Annotated in this window: 21 protein-coding genes; 8 read left to right on the top strand and 13 right to left on the bottom strand. The window is 62.7% G+C overall.

The genetic code is table 11. The features are described 5' to 3' along the window. Positions 1-49: 49 nt before the first annotated feature. Together ACJO2E_RS12185 and rpoE are read right to left on the bottom strand one after the other, a co-directional pair. On the bottom strand, positions 50-649 hold the full coding sequence (locus tag ACJO2E_RS12185; RefSeq protein ID WP_406964161.1) for a sigma-E factor negative regulatory protein: 600 nt from the start codon (positions 647-649) through the stop codon (positions 50-52). Next, positions 646-1257: an RNA polymerase sigma factor RpoE gene (gene rpoE / locus ACJO2E_RS12180; RefSeq protein WP_406964181.1), complete on the bottom strand. Its 612-nt coding sequence runs from the start codon at positions 1255-1257 to the stop codon at positions 646-648. The genes ACJO2E_RS12185 and rpoE overlap by 4 nt, the downstream gene beginning before the upstream one ends. A gap of 214 nt (positions 1258-1471) precedes the next feature. Between rpoE and nadB the strand changes: the two genes are divergently transcribed. The 5 genes from nadB to ACJO2E_RS12155 all read left to right on the top strand — a co-directional run bounded on the left by nadB (position 1472) and on the right by ACJO2E_RS12155 (position 5783). After that, positions 1472-3076 carry an L-aspartate oxidase gene (nadB, locus tag ACJO2E_RS12175; RefSeq protein ID WP_406964160.1) on the top strand — a complete coding sequence of 535 codons (1605 nt, stop codon included), beginning with the start codon at positions 1472-1474 and terminating at the stop codon, positions 3074-3076. A gap of 46 nt (positions 3077-3122) precedes the next feature. Then, the gene (locus ACJO2E_RS12170; RefSeq protein ID WP_406964159.1) at positions 3123-3383 is read left to right on the top strand and encodes an FAD assembly factor SdhE; all 261 of its coding nucleotides are present in this window, start codon (positions 3123-3125) and stop codon (positions 3381-3383) included. Next, positions 3367-3888: a hypothetical protein gene (locus tag ACJO2E_RS12165; protein WP_406964158.1), complete on the top strand. Its 522-nt coding sequence runs from the start codon at positions 3367-3369 to the stop codon at positions 3886-3888. Before ACJO2E_RS12170 ends, ACJO2E_RS12165 begins: the two co-directional genes overlap by 17 nt. After that, positions 3878-4873 (top strand): CAF17-like 4Fe-4S cluster assembly/insertion protein YgfZ, encoded by a 996-nt coding sequence (gene ygfZ, locus ACJO2E_RS12160; RefSeq protein ID WP_406964157.1) that lies wholly within the window; start codon positions 3878-3880, stop codon positions 4871-4873. Before ACJO2E_RS12165 ends, ygfZ begins: the two co-directional genes overlap by 11 nt. Positions 4874-4949: 76 nt before the next feature. Next, positions 4950-5783, top strand: a complete 834-nt coding sequence (locus ACJO2E_RS12155; protein WP_406964156.1) for an HDOD domain-containing protein — start codon at positions 4950-4952, stop codon at positions 5781-5783. A 120-nt stretch (positions 5784-5903) separates the two neighbouring features. On the opposite strand, the gene ung is transcribed toward ACJO2E_RS12155, so the two are convergent. From ung to ACJO2E_RS12125, 6 genes are all read right to left on the bottom strand, one after another. Continuing rightward, positions 5904-6638: a uracil-DNA glycosylase gene (gene ung, locus ACJO2E_RS12150; RefSeq protein ID WP_406964155.1), complete on the bottom strand. Its 735-nt coding sequence runs from the start codon at positions 6636-6638 to the stop codon at positions 5904-5906. 3 nt (positions 6639-6641) lie between these two features. Next, complete coding sequence (gene lysS / locus ACJO2E_RS12145; protein ID WP_406964154.1) at positions 6642-8174, bottom strand: lysine--tRNA ligase; 1533 nt, start codon at positions 8172-8174, stop codon at positions 6642-6644. Between the two features lie 54 nt (positions 8175-8228). After that, a protein-coding gene (prfB, locus tag ACJO2E_RS12140; RefSeq protein WP_406964153.1) for a peptide chain release factor 2 occupies positions 8229-9324 on the bottom strand; the annotation gives its coding sequence in 2 pieces (ribosomal slippage) (positions 8229-9251 and positions 9253-9324; 1095 coding nt in all). Between the two features lie 120 nt (positions 9325-9444). Further along, a complete protein-coding gene (locus ACJO2E_RS12135) occupies positions 9445-9951 on the bottom strand; it encodes a pilin (RefSeq protein WP_406964152.1) in 507 nt (168 codons plus the stop codon). After that, positions 9948-10772 carry a hypothetical protein gene (locus ACJO2E_RS12130; protein ID WP_406964150.1) on the bottom strand — a complete coding sequence of 275 codons (825 nt, stop codon included), beginning with the start codon at positions 10770-10772 and terminating at the stop codon, positions 9948-9950. The genes ACJO2E_RS12135 and ACJO2E_RS12130 overlap by 4 nt, the downstream gene beginning before the upstream one ends. 124 nt (positions 10773-10896) lie before the next feature. After that, entirely contained in the window at positions 10897-11454 is a 558-nt protein-coding gene (locus ACJO2E_RS12125; protein ID WP_406964149.1) for a zinc ribbon-containing protein, read from the bottom strand. Between the two features lie 227 nt (positions 11455-11681). Between ACJO2E_RS12125 and leuS the strand changes: the two genes are divergently transcribed. Genes leuS through holA form a run of 3 tightly spaced genes read left to right on the top strand, consistent with a single transcriptional unit; the run spans position 11682 to position 15856 of the window. After that, positions 11682-14267 (top strand): leucine--tRNA ligase, encoded by a 2586-nt coding sequence (gene leuS, locus ACJO2E_RS12120; protein ID WP_406964180.1) that lies wholly within the window; start codon positions 11682-11684, stop codon positions 14265-14267. 33 nt (positions 14268-14300) lie between these two features. Continuing rightward, positions 14301-14858: an LPS-assembly lipoprotein LptE gene (locus ACJO2E_RS12115; RefSeq protein WP_406964148.1), complete on the top strand. Its 558-nt coding sequence runs from the start codon at positions 14301-14303 to the stop codon at positions 14856-14858. Further along, positions 14855-15856 carry a DNA polymerase III subunit delta gene (gene holA / locus ACJO2E_RS12110; RefSeq protein WP_406964147.1) on the top strand — a complete coding sequence of 334 codons (1002 nt, stop codon included), beginning with the start codon at positions 14855-14857 and terminating at the stop codon, positions 15854-15856. Before ACJO2E_RS12115 ends, holA begins: the two co-directional genes overlap by 4 nt. A gap of 4 nt (positions 15857-15860) precedes the next feature. Here the strand turns inward: holA and ACJO2E_RS12105 are convergent, their stop codons facing one another. From ACJO2E_RS12105 to ACJO2E_RS12085, 5 genes are all read right to left on the bottom strand, one after another. Beyond that, positions 15861-16124, bottom strand: coding sequence for a hypothetical protein (locus ACJO2E_RS12105; protein WP_406964146.1), 264 nt, complete (start codon positions 16122-16124; stop codon positions 15861-15863). A gap of 136 nt (positions 16125-16260) precedes the next feature. Next, positions 16261-18051: an acyl-CoA dehydrogenase C-terminal domain-containing protein gene (locus tag ACJO2E_RS12100; RefSeq protein ID WP_406964145.1), complete on the bottom strand. Its 1791-nt coding sequence runs from the start codon at positions 18049-18051 to the stop codon at positions 16261-16263. A gap of 240 nt (positions 18052-18291) precedes the next feature. Next, positions 18292-20091 (bottom strand): acyl-CoA dehydrogenase C-terminal domain-containing protein, encoded by a 1800-nt coding sequence (locus ACJO2E_RS12095; RefSeq protein ID WP_406964144.1) that lies wholly within the window; start codon positions 20089-20091, stop codon positions 18292-18294. A 254-nt stretch (positions 20092-20345) separates the two neighbouring features. Next, the gene (locus ACJO2E_RS12090; protein ID WP_406964143.1) at positions 20346-21047 is read right to left on the bottom strand and encodes a putative metalloprotease CJM1_0395 family protein; all 702 of its coding nucleotides are present in this window, start codon (positions 21045-21047) and stop codon (positions 20346-20348) included. Positions 21048-21068: 21 nt separating this feature from the next. Continuing rightward, entirely contained in the window at positions 21069-21314 is a 246-nt protein-coding gene (locus ACJO2E_RS12085) for a flagellar biosynthesis protein FlgE (protein ID WP_406964179.1), read from the bottom strand. Positions 21315-21450 lie beyond the last annotated feature (136 nt).

The raw sequence follows: 21450 nt of genomic DNA, 5'->3' as shown, positions 1-21450 counted from the left end.
CAGACAGAACGGTTAAACGATGTTGCCGGCGAGCCGGCACCGACCAGGCCTAATACCCCGTACCGGCACCGGACATGCTTGTCAGGCGGGCGTAACCCACAGCTCCCTGGCCAGCCACCACGCTGTTGTTCTGCGCGTGCTCCAGCAGGTAGCGGCTGACCTGTTCACGCTGGCGGGCATCCAGCCCCTGCAGGGTGACCTGCGGCACAGCGGAGTCCGGTGCAGCTGAGGGCACCTGCGCCTGGACCGGCACCAGTGTATCGCCCCCGGTGCCGGACATGACGTCCCAGCCACTACCGGCGCCAAAGCCAATGGCGACCCCGAAGGTTATCATGGCGACTGCGGACCAGCGCCAGGGTGCATGACGACGTCGTACCGCCTGACGGTGGCTGTATTCAGCCGAGGCCGATCGGTCCAGGCTGGCATTCACCGCGTCCCGTACATCCAGGCCGGCATGACCACTGGGGGTTTCATGGATCACGTCACGGATGCGTTGCCAGCGTTGCCACTGGTCCCGCACGGCCGGCTGGTCGTGGTGGGACAGCACCCGACGCACCGCCAGCTCATCCGCCTGGTCATCCATCATGGCAGACAAGGTTTCTCTTAGCCGATCATCCATTGCCTGTACCTCGCTGTTCTCATCACTCATGTATTATCCAGCATCGGGCCCAACTGGCGGTCAATGGCGTCCCGCGCCCGGAAGATCCGTGAACGGACGGTTCCGATGGGGCACTCCAGAATCCGCGCAATGTCCTCATAGGACAGGCCCTCGTATTCCCGCAACAGGAAGGCGGAACGCAACTCTTCCGGCAACGATGCGATGGCCGCTTCCAGCGCCTCCCGTAACTGGTCCCGCTGCAGGAACCCCTCCGGCGAACCAACGTCCCGCAGGCGGAAGCCATCCTCGAAGCTTTCCGCATCGTTGACATCCGCCACACCCTGGGGCCGACGCCCCCGGGCCTCCAGGAAATTCTTGGCGGTATTCACCGCAATCCGGTAAAGCCAGGTATAGAAGGCGCTGTCGCCCCGGAAACGCTCGATGGCCCGATAGGCCTTCACAAAGGTTTCCTGGGTAAGGTCCAGCACCTCCTGGGAGTCATAGATATAACGGCTTATTATGGAGGCCACCCGCGACTGGTACTTGAGCACCAGCAGGTCAAAGGCCGAGCGGTCACCCTGCCGGGCCTTACGCACCAGTTGAAGGTCTGTCTGGCCATCGGGAGCCGAGGGCCGGGTCTGTTCGGCGTCCGGTTTCATGGTGGGGCCGGCGGGTGCCTCCTTTAACTGGGCCGCTGGACCTGGCTGCCGTCTCTCGCTCATGATCATAGGCGCTTCTTCCACAAGTTGGCGGCGGAAATCCGGGCTTACTGAACCCCGGTTTGCACGTCGGTTCCGCTGTGGGCAAATAGACAGCAGGCAGAAAGTTTAGTTCAATACTCGCCACACTATTATGGCCCGCGAAAACGACCACATGCCACAGTCCCACGAATACGATGTTCTCATTATCGGCAGCGGCGCGGCCGGCCTGACCGTTGCCCTCAACCTGCCCACGCACCTGAGCGTGGGCGTGATCAGCAAGGCCGACATCACCAGCGGCGCCACCCTGTGGGCGCAGGGCGGTATTGCCGCCGTGCTGGACAGCGACGATTCCCTGGAGGCGCACGCCGCCGACACCCTGGCCGCTGGCGGTGGCCTCTGCCACGAGGACGCCGTACGCTACACCGTGGAGAACGCGTCCGAAAGCGTCCGCTGGCTGATTGACAGCGGCGTGCAGTTCACCCGCGACGAGAACGAACAGCTTCATCTGACCCGGGAGGGTGGCCACAGCCACCGGCGCATCATCCATGCGGCGGACGCCACCGGCAACGCGGTGTCCACGACGCTGAGTGAACAGGCCGCCAGCCGCGCCAACATCGACCTGCTGTCCCGGCGGGTGGCGGTGGACCTGATCACCAACCGCAAACTGGCGCTGCCGGGCAACCGCTGCGTGGGCGCCTACATCCTCAACCTGGACACCGGCCATGTGGAGCTGTTCCGGGCCAGGTTCACGGTAATTGCCACCGGTGGCGCCAGCAAGGCATACCGCTACACCACCAACCCGGACGGTGCCTCCGGTGACGGCATTGCCATGGCCTGGCGGGCCGGCTGCCGGGTGGCCAACATGGAATTCAACCAGTTCCACCCCACCTGCCTGTATCACCCCCACGCCAAGTCCTTCCTGATCAGCGAGGCCGTGCGGGGCGAAGGCGGCCTGCTCAAGCTGCCGGACGGTAGCCGCTTCATGGACCGGTTCGACAGCCGGGGCGAACTGGCGCCCCGGGACATTGTCGCCCGCGCCATCGACCACGAGATGAAGCGCCTGGGGGCGGATCACCTGTACCTGGACATCAGCCACAAGCCGGCGGACTTTATCCGCGAGCACTTCCCCACCATCCACGAACGGTGCCTGGGCTTCGGCATCGATATTACCCGCGACCCCATCCCGGTGGTGCCGGCGGCCCACTATACCTGTGGCGGCATTATCACCGACGAGCGGGCCCGCACCGACATCAACCAGCTCTACACCGTGGGCGAAGCGGCCTTTACCGGCCTGCACGGAGCCAACCGCATGGCCAGCAACTCGCTGCTTGAATGCCTGGTGTATGGCCGGGCCGCGGCGGCGGATATCGCCCGGCGCGAGTCCGATATTCCGGCGCCGCCACCGGCCCCGGACTGGGACGAGTCCCAGGTACGGGACTCCGACGAGGACGTCATCATTTCCCACAACTGGGATGAACTTCGTCATTTCATGTGGGACTATGTAGGCATCGTACGCACCACCAAGCGACTGCAACGGGCCAAGCACCGGGTCGACCTGCTGGCCAGGGAAATCAGCGAGTTCTACAGCAACTACCGGGTCAGCAACGACCTGCTGGAACTGCGCAACCTGGTCACGGTGTCAGACCTGATCATCTGCTCTGCCCTGCAGCGCAAGGAAAGCCGCGGCCTTCACTTCACCCTGGACCATCCGGGTCTGCAGAACGAGCCGGAAGATACGGTGCTGGTGCCGACAACGTACCGGATTGCATCACCCTGAGCGCAGGTCCCGGCCTGCGCCCCATTTCCTAGCGAGCACTGAATCAATGTCCGAAAAGAGCAACCCCGAGTTCAATCGCCTGTGGTGGCACAGCCGCCGTGGCATGCTGGAACTGGACGTCCTGCTACTCCCCTTCCTGGAGCAGGCCTACCCCTCCCTGCCGGAGGAAGACCAGCAGCGCTACCACAAGCTGATTGGCTGTGAGGACACGGACATGTTCGAATGGTTCATGCAACGCAGTGAACCGGAAGATCCGGACCTGCGACGCATCGTGCGCATGATCCTGGACCGTGTACAACCGGATTGACCTGTCCCTGTCCCCCAGCCGGGTTGCTGGCCTGGCTGCGGCGGGCCCCTGGCTTCTGCTATTGCTGGTAACACTGGTGATGGCCTGGAGCGGCCTGCCCTGGGTGGCGATACTGTCTCCCCTGGCGGGGTTGGGAGCGGTGGACCGCTGGCGCCGGTGCGGCTCCCTCGGTCACCGCCAGGCGGTGGTCCGGTTGACCGTCCACGGGCCCCAACTGTTCGCCACCCTGGCAGACCAGACCGGAACCGAGGTCCATGTGCTGCCGGACAGCCGGCTATCCGGCCAGAGCCTGTTCCTGGCGCTACGCACGGTTACCGGCGGTCAACGGCTGCAAGCGGTACTGGTGCCGGAAGCATCCCGGGGCAATTCGCCGACCGACGCCCTCAGGCGATTCAGGACCTGGCTGAGGTTGATGCCGGAGGCACCCGCCCCCATCAATGCTGCCACCGTACAACCAAACCCAACGCAACACCCATGGCCCGGAGGCAAGACCCATGACCACTGACGCCACACCCCTCGCCCGAACACAGCCGGTACTCCCGGCTGCGGCCCATCTCTCCGACCGGGTCCTGTTCCGCATCAGTGGCCCCGGTACCAACGATTTCCTGCAGGGGCAGATGAGCCAGAACCTGGCGGACGTGAGCCCCGGCTACTCACCCAGGGCCGCCGCCAGCACGCCCAAGGGCCGGGCCTACCTGCTCACCCGGCTGGTCAGGGACGGTGATGACATCCTGCTGACCATGCCGACGGCCATTGCCGACGACGTATCCAGACACCTGAACAAGTACCTGATGCTGTTCCGAGGCACTTCCATGGAGCGGCTGGACAGCGGCGAGGTCATCGGACTGCTCGGCGAGGAGTCCGCCAGGACCCTCCTGGACGACACCACCCTGCCCACCGAACCCGGTGGAACGATGGCCCTCGGCGACGGGCACCTGATCCGGACCCAGCCCACGGCCGAGGGCCTGCCCCGTTTCGAACTCTGGCTGCCATCCGCAGCAGCCCCGTCAGTACAGGCAAGACTGGAACAGCTCGGGGACGCCACCCTGGCGGACTGGAATGCCAGCGAAATTGCCGCGGGCGTTGCCGAGCTGGATGCCGACACCCGGGAGAAGTGGGTACCCCAGATGCTGAACTGGCAACACCTGGATGGCATTCACTTTAAAAAGGGCTGTTACACCGGCCAGGAAGTGATTGCCCGCATGCACTTCCTGGGGCAGCTCAAGAAAAGTGTCTATCGCCTGAGCGCCCCCGGGGGAGAGGCGCCGGCACCCGGGAGCAGTATCGTCGCCGATGGCAAGCCGGTGGGAGAGGTGGTGCGTTCCGTGTCACTGGATGACGGCAGCGTTCAATTGCTGGCGGTGATCAAGCACGCCGCAGCCGATGCAGGATTGAACCTGGAAGCCACCGGCCAGCCCCTGACCATCCTGCCGCTACCCTATGCCGTACCTGAGCGGGAACAGCCCGCCGAGCAGTCCCCGGATACATAAGGTGACAGGAAAAGCTGGCGCATTCTGCTATAACAGTGACCATTAATATCAATACGATCGGGAACCCAGACACACTATGTCCGAATTTGTTGACGCCATTCGCAGCGAGATACTCACGGCCATCGAGAACGACAAGCTGATCCTGCCGACATTGCCGGAAGTGGCATTGCAGGTACGCGACATCGCCGAGGCCGAAGACTCCTCGATCATGGATCTGGCCAAGGTCATCAGCAATGACACGGCGCTGTCCGCCCGCCTGATCCGGGTCTGCAACAGCCCCCTGTTCCGGGGCTCCCGGGCCATCGAGAACCTGAACATGGCAGTCAGTCGCCTGGGCATGGCCTATACCAGCAACCTGGCCATGGGCCTGGCGATGGAGCAGATGTTCCAGGCCACCACGGATATGATCGACAAGCGCCTGCGGGCCACCTGGCAAACCAGCACCGAAGTGGCCGGCGTCTGCCATGTACTGGCACAGCAATACACCCGCCTGAAGCCGGACCAGGCCACCCTGGGGGGTCTGGTACACCTGATCGGCGTGCTGCCCATCCTGCGCTATGTGGAAGATAATGATGTCCAGGTGAGCAGCGTGATGCTGGATAACGTGGTGGACGAGATCCATCCGCGTATCGGCGCCGCCATTCTCAGGAAATGGGATTTCCCGGAAGAGCTGCAGATGGTTCCCCTGGAATACCAGAACTACAAGCGCCAGGTGGCGTCGGCGGACTATGCCGACCTGGTGATGGTTGCCAACCTGCAACTGCTGGCCGGCACCGACCATCCGGTCAACGACATGGACTGGAGCACCGTCACCGCCTTCGACCGCCTGGGCCTGGATCCGAACCTCGACATGAGTGAGGAGGAAGACCTGAACGCCCAGATGGAAGCGGCCATGGCGTTACTGAAGTAACGCTTGAGCCCCCGGACTCCCACTCTGCGTCCGACGCCCTGCGCGCCCTCTCCCAGGCCCTCTCCCTCGTTGGGGAGAGGTGGGAGCGCCCCCACTCCACTGTCCGGTCTCCAGCACCCTCTACCTCTTCCTGTAACGCTCCAGCAGCTCCGCCTTGCTGGGTAGCGACCAGTCGATGGGCGTCTGGCCCTGCTCCTGTAACCATTGGTTGGCGCGGGAGAAATGCTTGCAGCCGAAGAAACCACGGTAGGCACTGAGCGGGGACGGGTGCGGACCTTCCAGCACCAGGTGACGGTTGCGGTCGATGATGCGGCCCTTCTTGCGGGCGTAGCTGCCCCATAGCAGGAACACCACGCCCTCGCGGCGCTGGTTGATGGTCTCGATAACCCTGTCGGTAAAGGTTTCCCAGCCCTTGCCCTGATGGGCACCAGCATTACCCTGCTCCACCGTCAGTACAGCATTGAGCAGCAGCACACCCTGCTCGGCCCAGGGCTGCAGACAGCCGTGATCCGGCGGCGCAATGCCCAGGTCATCCTGGATTTCCTTGAAGATATTCACCAGCGACGGCGGCACCTGCACATTGGGCCGCACCGAAAAGCACAGGCCATGGGCCTGCCCCGGACCGTGGTATGGGTCCTGCCCCAGGATCACCGCCTTCACCTGATCCAGCGGCGTGCTGTTCAGGGCGTTGAAGCAATGCCGGCTCTCCGGAAACAGCACCTTGCCGGCCTGTTCCTCACTGGCCAGGAACTCCGCCAACTGTTCCATGTAGGGTTGGCGGAATTCGTCGGCAAGACACTGGCCCCAGCCCCGCTCGGGCCGGAGTTGCTGCGCCAGTCCTTCGGCCGGGGTCATGACTTATTCCTCCTGCCCGTGGCCAGCCTTATGCTCCGGGCGCATGGCCGGAAACAGGATGACGTCGCGGATGGACGCGGAGTCGGTCAGCAGCATGGCCAGGCGGTCGATACCGATGCCCTCACCGGCGGTGGGCGGCAGGCCGTACTCCAGCGCCATGACGTAGTCCTCGTCGTAGAACATGGCCTCGTCGTCGCCGGCGTCCTTTTCCGCCACCTGGGCCAGGAAGCGCTCAGCCTGGTCCTCGGCGTCATTGAGCTCCGAGAAGCCGTTGGCGATCTCGCGACCACCCACGAAGAACTCGAAACGCTCGGTGACGAAGGGATCAGTGTCCTTGCAGCGGGCCAGGGGCGACACTTCCTTCGGGTAATCGGTGATGAACGTGGGCTGCATCAGACGATGCTCGGCGGTCGCCTCGAAAATCTCGATCTGCACCTTGCCCAGACCCCAGCCCGGCTTCAGTTGGATGCCCAGATCCTTGGCCACCTGGCGTGCGCTGGCATCGTCTGCCAGCTGTTCCCGGGTAATGTCCGGGTTATGGCGCAGGATGGCGTCCACCACGGTGAGACGCTCGAAGGGCTTGCCGAAATCGTACTCAACAGTTTCCTCGGTGCCATCCGCCAGAGTACGGGTATTGGTCACCGTGGTGGTGCCCAGTACCTTCTGTGCAATGGTGCGCAACATGTCTTCGGTGAGGTCCATCAGGTCGTTGTAGTCGGCGTAGGCCTGGTAGAACTCCACCATGGTGAACTCGGGGTTGTGACGGGTGGACAGGCCCTCGTTACGGAAGTTGCGGTTGATCTCGAACACCCGTTCGAAACCGCCCACCACCAGGCGCTTGAGGAACAGCTCCGGGGCGATACGCAGGTACATGTCGATGCCCAGGGCATTGTGATGGGTCACGAACGGCTTGGCGGTGGCACCGCCGGGGATGACCTGGAGCATGGGCGTCTCCACCTCGGTGAAGTCCCGCTCGGTGAAGTACTGACGCATCACGTTGATGATCTTCGAGCGGGCCTTGAAAACCCGCCGGCTGTCCTCGTTCATCATCAGGTCCACGTACCGGTGACGGTAGCGGGCCTCGGTGTCGGTCAGCCCTTTGTGCTTCTCCGGCAGCGGGCGCAGGGACTTGGTGAGCAGCACATACTCGTCCATGGTCACGTAGAGGTCACCCTTGCCGGACTTGGACAGGGTGCCGCGGACACCAACGATATCCCCCAGGTCCCATTGTTTCGTATCCTTCTGCACGTCCTTGGACGCGTAGATCTGGATACGGCCGGTCATGTCCTGGACCACCTTGAACGCCTTGCGATCAAGCATCATGCGACCGGCAATGGCCACCTGGATGCCCATTTCCGCCAGCTCTTCCTTGGATTTATCCCCGTATTTCTCCTGCAGTTCGGCGGCAGTGGCATCGCGGCGGAAGTCATTGGGGAACGGATTGCCGCCCTCACGCAGCTCGGCCAGCTTGGCCCGGCGCTCGGCAATCAGCTTGTTGTCCTCGGAATGGGTGGCGTTCGGGTTGTGATCAGTCATTTTGGCTCACAATAGGTCGGGGTTTCCGGGTTAATACGATTGAGACGGCGCTGGTTACAGCGCCATCTTCAGACTGGCTTCGATGAACTTGTCGATATCACCATCCAGTACGTTCTGGGTACTGCTGGTTTCCACCTTGGTTCGCAGGTCCTTGATGCGGCCATCATCCAGCACATAGGAGCGGATCTGGCTGCCCCAGCCGATGTCGGACTTGGCATCTTCCTGCTTCTGCTTCTCGGCGTTGCGCTCCTGCATCTCACGCTCAAACAGCTTGGCCTTGAGCTGCTTCATGGCCTGGGCCTTGTTCTGGTGCTGACTGCGACCAGCCTGACAGGCCACTACAATACCTGTGGGGTTGTGGGTCAGACGCACTGCGGACTCCGTCCGGTTAACGTGCTGACCACCAGCGCCGGATGCCCGGTACACGTCCACCCGAAGGTCCGAGGGATCAATCTCTATCTCGAAGCTGTCGTCCACTTCTGGCGATACAAACACAGACGAGAACGACGTATGACGGCGATTGCCGGAATCAAACGGCGACTTGCGAACCAGGCGGTGCACGCCGGTCTCGGTGCGCAGCCAGCCATAGGCATGGTCGCCCTGGATATGGATGGTGGCACTCTTGACACCAGCAACCTCGCCCTCCTGCAGCTCGACAATCTCGGCCTTGAAGCCACGGCGTTCGGCCCAGCGCAGGTACATGCGCAGCAGCATGTTGGCCCAGTCCTGGGCCTCGGTGCCGCCGGAGCCCGCCTGGATATCCAGGTAGGCGTTATTGGCGTCCATCTCGCCGGAGAACATGCGGCGGAACTCGAGTTTTTCCAGCTCCCTGTCCAGCGCGTCCAGATCGGACTCGATATCGGCTACCGTGCCCTCGTCCTCTTCCTCGGCAGCCATTTCCAGCAGGCTGTCGGCATCGTCGAGGCCGGTGGTGAGGTTGTCGATGGTGCGGACAATCAGCTCCAGATCCGCGCGCTCCTTGCCCAGGGCCTGGGCCCGGTCCGGATTGTCCCAGACGGATGGCTGCTCCAGCTCGCGTTCGACTTCGGTCAGGCGTTCACTACGTTGATCGTAGTCAAAGATACCCCCTGAGCGCTTCAGTGCGCTCACGAAGTTCCTTGATCTTCGTAACAATAGGATTGATTTCCATGGAGCCCTTACTCGTTATGGTCAATGGCATTGCGGAACCCCCGGAAACAGCATCGACGCCATACCGGAGGGTCCTGAAAACAGAGGCGGAATTCTACCGGAAAATTGGCGTCAGTTCAGCCTACCCCTGAACCCGACGCTCGCGACAGGAATGAGGCAGGAGTTCGGGGGCTATATCGGTACGGTTCTCCCCCACCGCACTCATTCCCGGCACCGGGGTATCGTAGCCGCAGAGCCAGGAAATGGGGCTGACGGGACTGCCGTCGACCCGTGCCGGCCGCAGGGTCAGGATACTGCCCTGCAGGGGGGCACCAATCTTGTTGCCAAGGTGGATGTGGATCGCGCCTTCCGCCACCTCAACGCCCGTTACATAGTTGGACGGCAGCAGCTCCGGAGCCGGCACTCCCGACGCCCTGTTGTCCTCCGGAAACGCCAGGTACTCCCGGTAGTAACTGTTGACCGCCTCCTTGATGGGGGCTGACAGGCTCAGGGCCTCCGCCATCTGGGCCCGCTGGATGTACTCCTGGTACCGGGGCAGCGCAATGGCCGCCAGGATGCCGATAATCGACACCACCACCATCAGCTCGATCAGGGTAAACCCCCGGGAAGCCCGAACCTTCCTGTTCATACAATCGCTCCTGTTGAGAAGATGGGTGAGTATGCGCCTGCCAGGAACAGCCCGATGCCCAAGGCGATCAGCACGCCAACCAGCGCGACCGCAACCTGCAGACACAGGACCACCCTGCGCGCCAGCTCTTCCGCCTGACGCCGGATAAGGCGTGGCAGGTCAGGTCCCGGAACCCGGCCCTGACAACAGGCCAGGTATTCCCGGGCGGTCGCGCTGCCCGGCGACTCGCCAACGGCATGGGCAACCGGCACCTGGATCAGGTCCGCCAGTTCCCGATAACGCCTGCCGATACCCCCGGGCATCCATCGCAATACCAGGCTGTCGGCACCGGAGGCGGGGAACCGGTACAGGCGCCGGACCTGCCAGGCAAGCAGCCAGACCAGAACCAGCAGGACAACCACCACACCGAGCAGGGCGCTACCCTGCTCGATCATGGCAAACGCCGGTGCGGTGCCGGGCACCTCGACACTGGTATAGAACTCCCGCATGCGCGGCAGCAGCACCAGGTGATAGATCGCCATCATGAACCCCAGGACCAGCGACAGGGCGCTGAGATAAAGGAGCACGCCGCGCACCCGGGGAGGCGGCGCCAGGATGGGGCTGAAATCCTGTTCGCCGTACCAGCTCAGCAGGGGTTCGGCCGTATCGGGAGGTAGCCCCTGCAGACGCCGCAACAATGCCGCCCCCAGTGACCGGGCCGGCAGGGGTGTACCGAGCGCTGTCAGCTCTCCCTCCTGGTGACAATCGGTGCCACCCGGCAGCAGACGACCGGGTGAGGCCTGGTAGTGACGACAGAGGAAATGGAAACGGTCCCAGTCCATGGGCAGCGACTCTCCCGGAGGAAAAAAGTGGAAGGCCGCATGCTATCGCAAAGCAGCCTGCAGTTCAGTATCTGTCGTCACAGATACCGCTACGGGTTAACCGGAAGTCCCCGGACATCCACCACTACTCCCGTTCCGGCCACTGCCCCGTCACCCGCTCGAAGTAATGGCTCTCGCAGGCCTCGCAGGGGGCAATCTGGCTGGTCGCCGTGAGGCATTTCATGTGGCCGCAATTGAGGCAGCGAAACATACCGGCGGTGGCCACCTCGCCGGAGAGGTAATGGGTGACGTTCTCGTTGTGGAGCTTCTGGTCCAGCTCCAGGGTATCCAGGCGGGTCTTGTCGGCGATGGAGAACAGCATGTCCGCCAGCTTGTGCTCCAGCAGTGACAGGTCCAGTTGCAGCCATTCCTTCAGGCCCTCGCCGGTGCCTTCCACATAGGTCACCAGGTGCTCCAGGTCCCGGCGCAGGTAGGCGGCCAGCAGGCTGGCCTCGTCCCGGGTCAGGCGCTTGAGCTCGGTCTCGAACTCCACCGCATCGTCGATCTCCTCGCGCAGGGTCTCCAGGGTCCGTTCCTCGGTCTCCGCCAGTCGGGCCTCCACCCGCTCCAGCATCCGGTCATAGGCCTTGAGTGCCTGTTCAGACAGTTGTTTTGGCTGCTGTTTCTTGTCCTGCTCGGTCATGGCAACTCCTCGCTACCGGGTTTCTTTCAGTGTGGCACATCAGGGCCACCGAACAAGTGCGGAATCACGCGGGGCGCGCAGCCCCCGGGAGCGGGTCGGACCGCTCTCACCGGCAGGCTACCTGTTGCGCCTGCAGTACGTTAGAATGTCCGGCCCATTTGACAACACTTTTCTGACAGGGGCCCTACACCCCTTTCGACACAAGGTAACGCACGGCAATGGCAGGAATGGACGAGCAATACAATCCCCGCGATGTTGAACAGAATGCCCGCAGATTCTGGGAAGACAACGACACCTTCACGGTGAAGGAGGAGCCCGGCAAACCCAAGTACTACTGCCTGTCCATGTTCCCCTACCCCAGTGGCAAGCTGCACATGGGCCACGTGCGCAACTACACCATTGGCGACGTGATCTCCCGTTACCAGCGCATGCAGGGCAAGAACGTGATGCAGCCCATGGGCTGGGACGCCTTCGGCCTGCCCGCCGAGAACGCCGCCATTGCCAACAAGTCCGCTCCTGCCAAGTGGACCCGGTCCAATATCGACTACATGAAGCAGCAGCTCAAGCAACTGGGCTTCGGCTACGACTGGCACCGGGAACTGGCCACTTGCGACCCGGACTACTACCGCTGGGAGCAGTGGTTCTTCGCCCGCCTGTACGAGAAAGGGCTGGTCTACAAGAAGATGTCCACCGTCAACTGGGACCCGGTGGACCAGACCGTTCTGGCCAACGAGCAGGTGGTGGACGGTCGTGGCTGGCGCTCCGGCGCCGTGGTGGAGCAGAAGAAGATTCCCCAGTGGTTCATCCGCATCACCGACTACGCCGAGGAACTGCTCAACGACCTGGATGACCTGGAAGACTGGCCGGAACAGGTCAAGACCATGCAGCGCAACTGGATCGGCAAGTCCATGGGCACCGAGCTGACCTTCCCGCTCAAGGACCGTGACGATGGTCTGACCGTGTACACCACCCGTCCGGATACCCTGATGGGTGTCACCTACATGGCGGTGTCCGCCGAGCACCCCCTGGCAAAGCAGGCTGCCGAGGAGCACTCCGACGTGGCCCGTTTCGTGGAGGAGTGCCGCAACAGCAAGGTGGCCGAAGCCGAGCTGGCGACCATGGAAAAGAAAGGCATCGACACCGGCCACAAGGCCATCCACCCCCTCACCCAGGAAGAGATCCCGGTGTGGGTCGCCAACTTCGTGCTCGCCGACTACGGTACCGGCGCCCTGATGTCCGTACCGGGCCACGACGAACGGGACCATGAGTTCGCCCGCAAGTACCGCTTGCCCATCCAGCAGGTGATTGCCGCCCGCGACGGCCGCGAGCTGGATGTCCAGGAAGAGGCCTTCACCGAGAAAGGCACCCTGGTATCCTCCGGCAGCTACAGCGGCCTGACCAGCGAGGAGGCCTTCGAGGCCATCGCCGATCACCTGGAAAAGAACGGCATTGGCAAGCGCACCGTCAACTACCGCCTGCGGGACTGGGGCGTATCACGCCAGCGTTACTGGGGCGCGCCCATTCCCATGATGACCCTGGAAGACGGCACCGAGATGCCGGTACCGGACGATAAGCTGCCGGTGCGCCTGCCGGAGGACGTGGAGATGGACGGCGTACAGTCCCCCATCAAGGCGGACCCGGAGTGGGCCAGAACCGACTACAATGGTCAACCGGCCACCCTGGAGACGGACACCTTTGACACCTTCATGGAGTCCTCCTGGTACTATGCCCGCTTCTGCAGCCCCAATTATGACAAGGGCATGCTGGACCCGTCTGCGGCCAACTACTGGCTGCCGGTGGACCAGTACATCGGCGGTATCGAGCACGCCATCCTGCACCTGCTCTACGCCCGCTTCTTCCACAAACTGTTGCGGGACGTGGGCCTGGTGACCAGTTCCGAGCCTTTCAACCGCCTGCTGTGCCAGGGCATGGTGCTGGCGGAGACCTACTACCGCACCGACGACGCCGGCAAGACCACCTGGATCGCCCCGGCGGATGTCACCGTCGAGCGGGACACCAAGGGTCAGGTGGTTAAGGCCGTGCATCGGGAAGACGGCCAGCCGGTGGAGATCGGCGGCGTCACCAAGATGTCCAAGTCCAAGAACAACGGCATCGATCCCCAGGCCATCATCGACCAGTACGGGGCCGATACCGTTCGCCTGTTCATGATGTTCGCCGCTCCCCCCGAGCAGTCCCTGGAGTGGTCCGACAGCGGCGTGGAAGGGGCCAACCGGTTCCTCAAACGCCTGTGGCGCCTGGTGCGCGAGCATACTGGCGGAGGCCCGGTGGCGGCCATTGACGTGGAGCAGTTGACCGACGCCCGCAGGGACCTGCGCCGCAAGACCCATGAGACCATTGCCAAGGTCAGCGACGACATCAGCCGCCGCCTCACCTTCAACACCTCCATCGCCGCCGTGATGGAGCTGCTTAACGAAGTGGCCAAGCTGGAGCCGAAGGACGAGCAGGACCGCGCCGTGATCCAGGAAGCCCTGGACGCCGCCGTGCTGATGCTCTCCCCCATCGCACCCCATATCTGCCATACCCTGTGGCAAGCCATGGGCCATGAGGAGCCGGTGGTGGACGCACACTGGCCCGTGGCCGATGAAAGTGCCATGGTACGCAGCCAGATCCAGGTGGTGTTGCAGGTGAACGGCAAGGTGCGCGCCAAGGCCGATGTGCCCGCGGATATCGACAAGGCCGACCTGGAGAAACTGGCCCTGGAGCACGACAACGTCACCCGCTTTACCGAAGGCAAGACGGTACGCAAGGTCATCGTGGTACCAGGCAAACTGGTCAACGTGGTTGCCAACTAACAGGTACCGACAGGTCAGTCCCGGGAGACGGCAATGAAACAGCTCAGACACGCCAGCACCCTTGCCCTGCTGACCCTGCTGGTCAGTGCCTGCGGGTTCCAGTTGCGGGGCGCCTCACCGGTGCCATCCGCCCTGGAGCCCATCTGGGTTGGTTGCCATGACGGCGTTCCCACGGAACTGTGCAACTCGCTGAAGTCCCAGTTCACCATTGGCGACGTGCAACTCGCCGACAGCCGGGAAGAGGCCGCCCACCTGCTCCTGCTGGGCGACTTCCGCCAGAACCAGCGTACCAGCGCCATCACCGCCCAGGCAGAAGCGGCGGAGTACGAGCTGCGCCAGACCGTCAGCGTGGTCCTGCAGACCCGCGAGGGCATTCCCCTGCTACCGGAAACCGAGGTCAGTGCCTCCCAGAGCTATCGCTTCGACTCCACCAGCGTGCTGGCCAAGCGCCGGGAGCGGGAGGAGATTGAACGTCAGCTCTACGACAACCTGGTACGACAGATCGGTTACCGGCTGGTGTCCTTCGACCAGGAGCGGATCGACGAGATCCTGGAAGCCACCAAAGACCAGCAGCAGAAGCCGTCACAATGAAGATCAACCCCGGGCAACTGGCACAGGCACTGGAGAAATCCCTGGCGCCAGTGTACCTGGTGTCCGGGGACGAACCCCTGCTGGTACAGGAAGCCTGCGACCAGATCCGCGCCAAAGCCCGGGACGCCGGCTTTAACGACCGCCAGGTCTACCATGCCGACCAGCACCTCAACTGGGGTTCGGTACGGGATGAGCTGGGGGCCATGTCGCTGTTTGCCGAACGCCGCCGCATCGAGATCCACCTGCCTTCCGGCAAGCTGGGGGACGGTCGCGATGTGATCGAACAGGCCCTTCTGGAACCCGCCGACGATATCCTCCTGCTGCTGATCAGTGCCCGCCTGGATGCTGCGGAAACCAAACGCAAGTGGTACAAGCAAATGCAGAAGGCCGGGGTCCATGTGACGGTGTGGCCCATCGATAACGACAAGTTCGGTGGCTGGCTGCAGCAGCGGGCCCGGTCCCGGGGATTGACCCTGACCCAGGGCGCCCTCGATCTGCTGACGGAACGGCTGGAAGGCAACCTGCTGGCCGCCAGCCAGGAACTGGACCGCCTGGAGTTGCTGACACGGGACAAGACGATCAACGAGGATGTGGTGGAGGACGCGGTGCAGTACAGCGCCCGCTTCAATATTTTCGAGGTGATCACCGACCTGCTGGCGGGCCGGGCTTCCCACGCCCAGAAAGTCATCACCTCACTGAGGCAGGAAGGGGAGAATCCCCTGGGCCTGCTGGCCATGCTGGTGCGGGATATCAACATGACACTGGAACTGCAGCAGGCCATGAAAAAGCGGGAGGTGCCCGGAAACTTCCTGAAGAAAAACGGCGTATTCCAGCCCCAGCGGGCCAGGGCCATTGAGCAGGCTGCCCGCCGGCTGAACGCCGCCCGCCTGCATCAGGCACTGAACCTGTGCAGTGACGCCGACCGGGCCGCCAAAGGCTTTGGTGACCTGCCGCCCTGGCACCATCTGTCCAACCTGGCGGCTTTACTACGGCAGTAAGCCGTTACTTCAACCGCTGGCGGATCCGCTCATACCCGGCTTTCAGCTCCTCACCCAGTTTGTGAGCGGTTTGCCGGGTTTCCTCGCCCACTTCCTCGGCATCGTGACGGACTTCATCCAGTTTCTGGCGGAATTTTTCCCAGTACTCGTCCAGGTCATCCCACTCGTCGCGGACATCCTGCCGGGCCAGATGGAGCTGGACTCTCAGTTCATCACGATACTGCTTGACGGTCTCCGAAAGTTTGTTCAGGTCGTCTTTCATGCTCATGGTTACCTCCTTGGTAACAATGATTGAACGAACTTAAACATGCGCCTGTTTCGGAAATGGTGTCAATACCCCGGAAACACAAGAGGCCGGCAATGGCCGGCCTCTTGTGAGGTTTCCAGCAATACCTTGATCTGAATCAGAACTCGTTGTCGGCATGCTCCATCATGGAGTGGCTGCCACTGCGAATGCTCTCCGCCAGCGCCACGGTCTGGGGCAGCAGACGCTCGTAGTAGAAACGGGCGGTCTTGAGCTTGCCGGTATAGAACCCGGAGCTGTCACCCTCCGCCTTCGGCGCCGCAGCCACCACGATCTTCGCCCACATGTAGGCCAGCGCGGTCATACCGAACAGATTGGTGTAGTCGGCGGAGGCTGCCCCCGGGGCATTCGGATCGTCCTTGGACTGGGCCACTACCTGCTCGGTGACATCGGACAGGCGCTCCAGGGCCGCAGCCAGGGGGGCCAGGAAAGGTGCCAGGGCGGGGTTGCCCTGCTCTTTCTCGATAAAGTCCGCCATATCCCCGGCAAACAGCTCGTACAGCTTGCCCTGGCTGCCCACCACCTTGCGGGCCATCAGGTCCAGGGCCTGGATGCCGTTGGCGCCCTCATAGATCTGGGTGATGCGGGCATCACGGACCAGTTGCTCCTGACCCCACTCACGGATATAGCCGTGGCCGCCAAACACCTGCTGGCCCAGCACACACATGTCAAAACCACGGTCGGTCAGGAACGCCTTGGCAACGGGGGTCAGCAGGGCCACCAGGCCCTCCGCCCGCTCACGGTCCTCGTCGTTATCCGAGAACTTGGCCACGTCCAGCCACTGGCCGACATAGGTGGAGAAGGCACGGCCACCTTCCACATAGCCCTTCATGGTGAGCAGCATGCGACGCACATCCGGGTGCACCACCAGCGGGTCAGCGGCCTTCTCCGGCTCGCGGGCACCGGTGGGGGCACGGCTCTGGATCCGCTCGAAGGCGTATTCCCGGGCGCTCTGAAGCGAGGCTTCCGCCGCCGCCAGGCCCTGGATACCCACACCCAGGCGTTCGTAGTTCATCATCGTGAACATGGCCGCCAGGCCCTTGTTCTCCTCACCCACAAGCCAGCCTTTGGCGCCGTCGAAGTTCATCACGCAGGTGGCGGAACCCTTGATGCCCATCTTCTTCTCCAGGGAACCGCAGCTGAAGGCGTTACGCTCACCCAGGGAGCCGTCATCGTTGACCAGGAACTTGGGCACCAGGAACAGGGAGATGCCCTTGGGCCCCTTGGGGGCGTCCGGCAACTTGGCCAATACGAAATGGACGATATTCTCGGCCATGTCATGCTCACCCCAGGTGATGAAAATCTTGGTACCGGTAATGCGGTAGCTGCCGTCGTCCTGGGGTTCCGCCTTACTGCGCATGATGCCCAGGTCGGTACCGCAATGGGGCTCGGTCAGGTCCATGGAACCGGACCAGACACCGGAGTAGAGGTTGGGCAGGTACTTTTCCTTCAGCGCCTCGCTGCCGTGGGCGTCCAGGGCCAGGCAGGCACCGGCGGTGAGCATGGGGGCCAGGCCAAAGGCCATGTTGGAGGCCTGCAGCATTTCCTCGAACTGGACGACCAGGGTCTTGGGCATGCCCATGCCACCGAAATCCGGGTTGCCACCCAGGCCGTTCCAGCCGCCTTCCACGATGGTCTGGTAGGCCTCCCGGAAGCCGTCCGGTGTAGTGACGTTGCCGTTGTCCCATTGACAACCCTGCTCGTCGCCTTCGCGGTTCAGGGGAGCGATGACATTGGTGGTGACCTTACCGGCCTCCTCGACAATGGCGTCAGCCGTATCCGGATCGACCCGTTCAGCCAGCCGGGGCATCGATGCCCAGAGCGACGGCGCGTCAAATACCTCGTTCATGACGAAACGGATTTCCTGTAACGGAGCCTTATAGTCAGCCATCGTGTTTTCTCCAGTCTATTGGTATGGGGGAATAACGCCCTCTTTACGGGGCTTTCTCACAAAATAAAGGGGAAACAGTCTACCGCATCCGCCGCCTTTGGGGCAGCCTGAAGCGCCCGCAAAAAAGCCCGCGTCCTGACGGAGCGCGGGCTGGACTGGCCGTGGGCCGAAATCCACAGTATGCCTGAATCCGGCCCTGGCAACCGGGAGGTCACCAGGGTTTCACTCAGGTTGCGATCCTCAGAACGCGAAGTGCTCTTCCTGCATGTCCAGCAAGGTATCGGCACCGGCAAACATGGTTTCCACATGGGTGCGGGTACGCGGCAGCAGGCGCTTGAAGTAGAAACGGGCGGTCTGGACCTTGGCGTTGTAGAAGGCTTCCTCGGGAGTACCTTCACGCATGGCATCCAGCGCCACCTTGGCGGACCGGGCCCACAGATAGGCGAATACCGCGTAACCGGAGTACATCAGGTAGTCCACCGCAGCTGCACCCACTTCTTCACGGTTCTGCATGGCGGTCATGCCCAGCTTCATGGTGATCTCGCCCCACTCCTTGTTGATCTGTTGCAGCGGCTCGATGAACTCCTTCAGTTGCTCGTCGTCGGCATTTTCCTTGCAGAATACGTGGACAATCTTGGTGAACTGCTTGAGCGCCTCACCCTGGGTCATCAGGATCTTGCGGCCCAGCAGGTCCAGCGCCTGGATACCGGTGGTACCCTCGTAGATCATGCCGATACGGGCGTCACGGACGTTCTGTTCCATGCCCCACTCGGAGATGAAGCCGTGGCCACCGAAGACCTGCATGCCCAGGTTGGCGGACTCGTAGCCAATCTCGGTCAGGAAGGCCTTGGCGATTGGGGTCAGGAAGCCCAGCATGGCGTCAGCCGCCTTGCGCTCTTCCTCGGTCTTGCCGCGAACAACAATATCGGACTGCTGCGCCGCAAGGTAGATCAGGGCACGGGCGCCTTCGGCCACCGCCTTCTGGGTCAGCAGCATGCGGCGTACGTCCGGGTGGACGATGATCGGGTCGGCAATGCCGTCCGGGTTCTTGGGGCCGGACAGGGAGCGCATGGCCAGACGTTCCTTGGCGTAGGCCAGGGAACCCTGGAAGCCCAGCTCGGCGGCACCCAGACCCTGGATGGCGGTACCGATACGGGCGGTGTTCATGAAGGTGAACATGCAGTTCAGGCCCTTGTTCTCCGGGCCAATTAGCCAACCCTTGGCGCCATCGAAATTCATGACACAGGTGGCGTTGCCGTGGATACCCATCTTGCGCTCCAGGGAGCCACAGGACACGGCGTTGCGCTCACCGGCGGAACCGTCGTCGTTGGGCAGGCACTTGGGCACGATGAACAGGGAGATACCCTTGGTGCCTTCCGGTGCGCCCGGCAGGCGGGCCAGCACGATATGGACGATGTTGTCCGCCATGTCGTGCTCGCCGGCGGAGATGAAGATCTTGGTACCGGTGATGCTGTAGGTGCCGTCAGCGTTAGGTTCGGCCTTGGTACGCAGGGTGCCCAGGTCGGAGCCGCAGTGGGGCTCGGTCAGGCACATGGTGCCAGTCCATTCGCCACTGACCAGCTTGCTCAGGTAGGTCTGCTTCTGTTCTTCGGTGCCGTGGGCCTCAACGGTGTTCATGGCGCCGTGGCTCAGGCCCGGATACATACCCCAGGACCAGTTGGCGGTGCCGACCATCTCGCTCATCACGATGCCCACGGAATTAGGCAGGCCCTGGCCACCGTATTCGGGGTCGGACGTCATGGAGGGCCAGCCGCCTTCCACGTACTGCTGGTAAGCTTCGCGGAAACCGGTGGGGGTCTTCACGCCGTCCTCGCTCCAGGTGCAGCCTTCACGGTCACCCACCTGGTTGAGCGGAGAGAGCACCTGCTCACAGAACTTGGCACCTTCCTGGACAATGGCATCCACCATATCCGGAGTGGCATCTTCCCCACCCTCGATAGAAGCGTAGTGCTGTTCGCTGCCAAGCAGCTCCTTCATTACGAACTGGATATCACGCAGGGGCGCTTTGTATTCGGGCATGAAATTCACCTCACGTCGATCAGGTTCGATCGCATATCGGACCTGATGATAAATCTGGTTGAACCGGCCACTCCCGTAACAGGGCAAACCGGAGAGTCCCGGGTTCGAAGCACTTTGACAGTGGCGCGGAGCAACATTGTAATGGGCGCTTCAAACGGCTGTTTGAAACATACGTTTATAGCCATCGTCTTGTCAAGACTTTTCGCTCGCTATAAACAGCTGCTGTGGGGAGTAAAAACGACGGACGGAAGGTTTCAGGCAACAGCCTGGAAGGCGGCCCTGCCACTGGCGGGATCAACCATACCGGAAACATCACGGTAGGCATTGGAGGCGCTGATACTCTGGCTACGACCAGATTCACGATCAGGGGATGCTTCTCCGGTTTCCCGGCTCTCGGATGACATTTCCATCTGGGCCTGCAACATCAGTTGCATGGCTTCGGCTGCCACGGCCCGGTCCTGTCCGGAGGGTTCCGCTGGTGCCAGGGCGGCGGCGCGAACGGTCCGCATTTTTTCGATGGTGGCCTGGGGGTCCCCCTGCACGGGCGAGGTGTCGATGGATACTTCCCCACCAACAGCATACTGGTTGCCGTCCGGGCCCCGCTCATAGGTGTAGCTGATGGATCCGGCGTACTGGCCGCCAACGGCCTGGTGGGCCTGTTCGTGGGCACGAACTTCCCGGTCGCGGGCCTTGAGTTCCCGGAGTTCTTTGAGCTGGGCCTCGTCCAGTTGCTGGCCGTTCTGCCCGGTCTGGTCGCCGGCGCTGTCGGAGCGCTGTTTTTCGCCCCGCTCACCCCTGGCTTCAGGGGCCTCGTCGGTCGCCCGGGCGGTTTCGGGGTTGCGGGATTCGGCGATATCGCGGCTTTCGGAGCCGGTTACGGGCTGTATGGTTCCCCGGCCGGTGGTGGGTTGTACCGGGAAGGGGTTGACGGTAGGCAGAGCAGAGGAGATTGCCATGGCCGGGCCCGTGTGTTGTTCCTAGGCTTTGAGGTCGAGGAGTGTGCCGAGGGTTTCGTCGGCGGTCTTGACGACCTGGGCGGAGGCTTCAACACTGCGCTTGTAAAGTTGGAGGTCGGTGATCGGTTCGATCAGGCTGTTGCCGCCGTCGGCACTGCCACGGGGGCCGTCAACGCCACCACGGGCGATTTGCCGGGCGGCGCCGTCCATACCGCGCATGCCGTCCTGGACACCCTGGATGCCAATGTTCAGTGCATTGTTGATCATCATGGGACTGCTGTCTCCCGGACTTTTCACCAGGGTATATTGGGCCACAGGAGTGTATAAAATTCAAACAGGTTTGGTTACGGAATGTTGCTAGCCTTTGGGTGTGGTGCCTGAGCAATCGGCGGGGTGCCCTTTT

The sequence above is a fragment of the Marinobacter shunpengi genome, assembly GCF_045449695.1.
Taxonomy (GTDB): domain Bacteria; phylum Pseudomonadota; class Gammaproteobacteria; order Pseudomonadales; family Oleiphilaceae; genus Marinobacter.
Note: the sequence above shows the minus strand (reverse complement) of the source record. Positions and strands in the feature narration are given on the sequence as shown.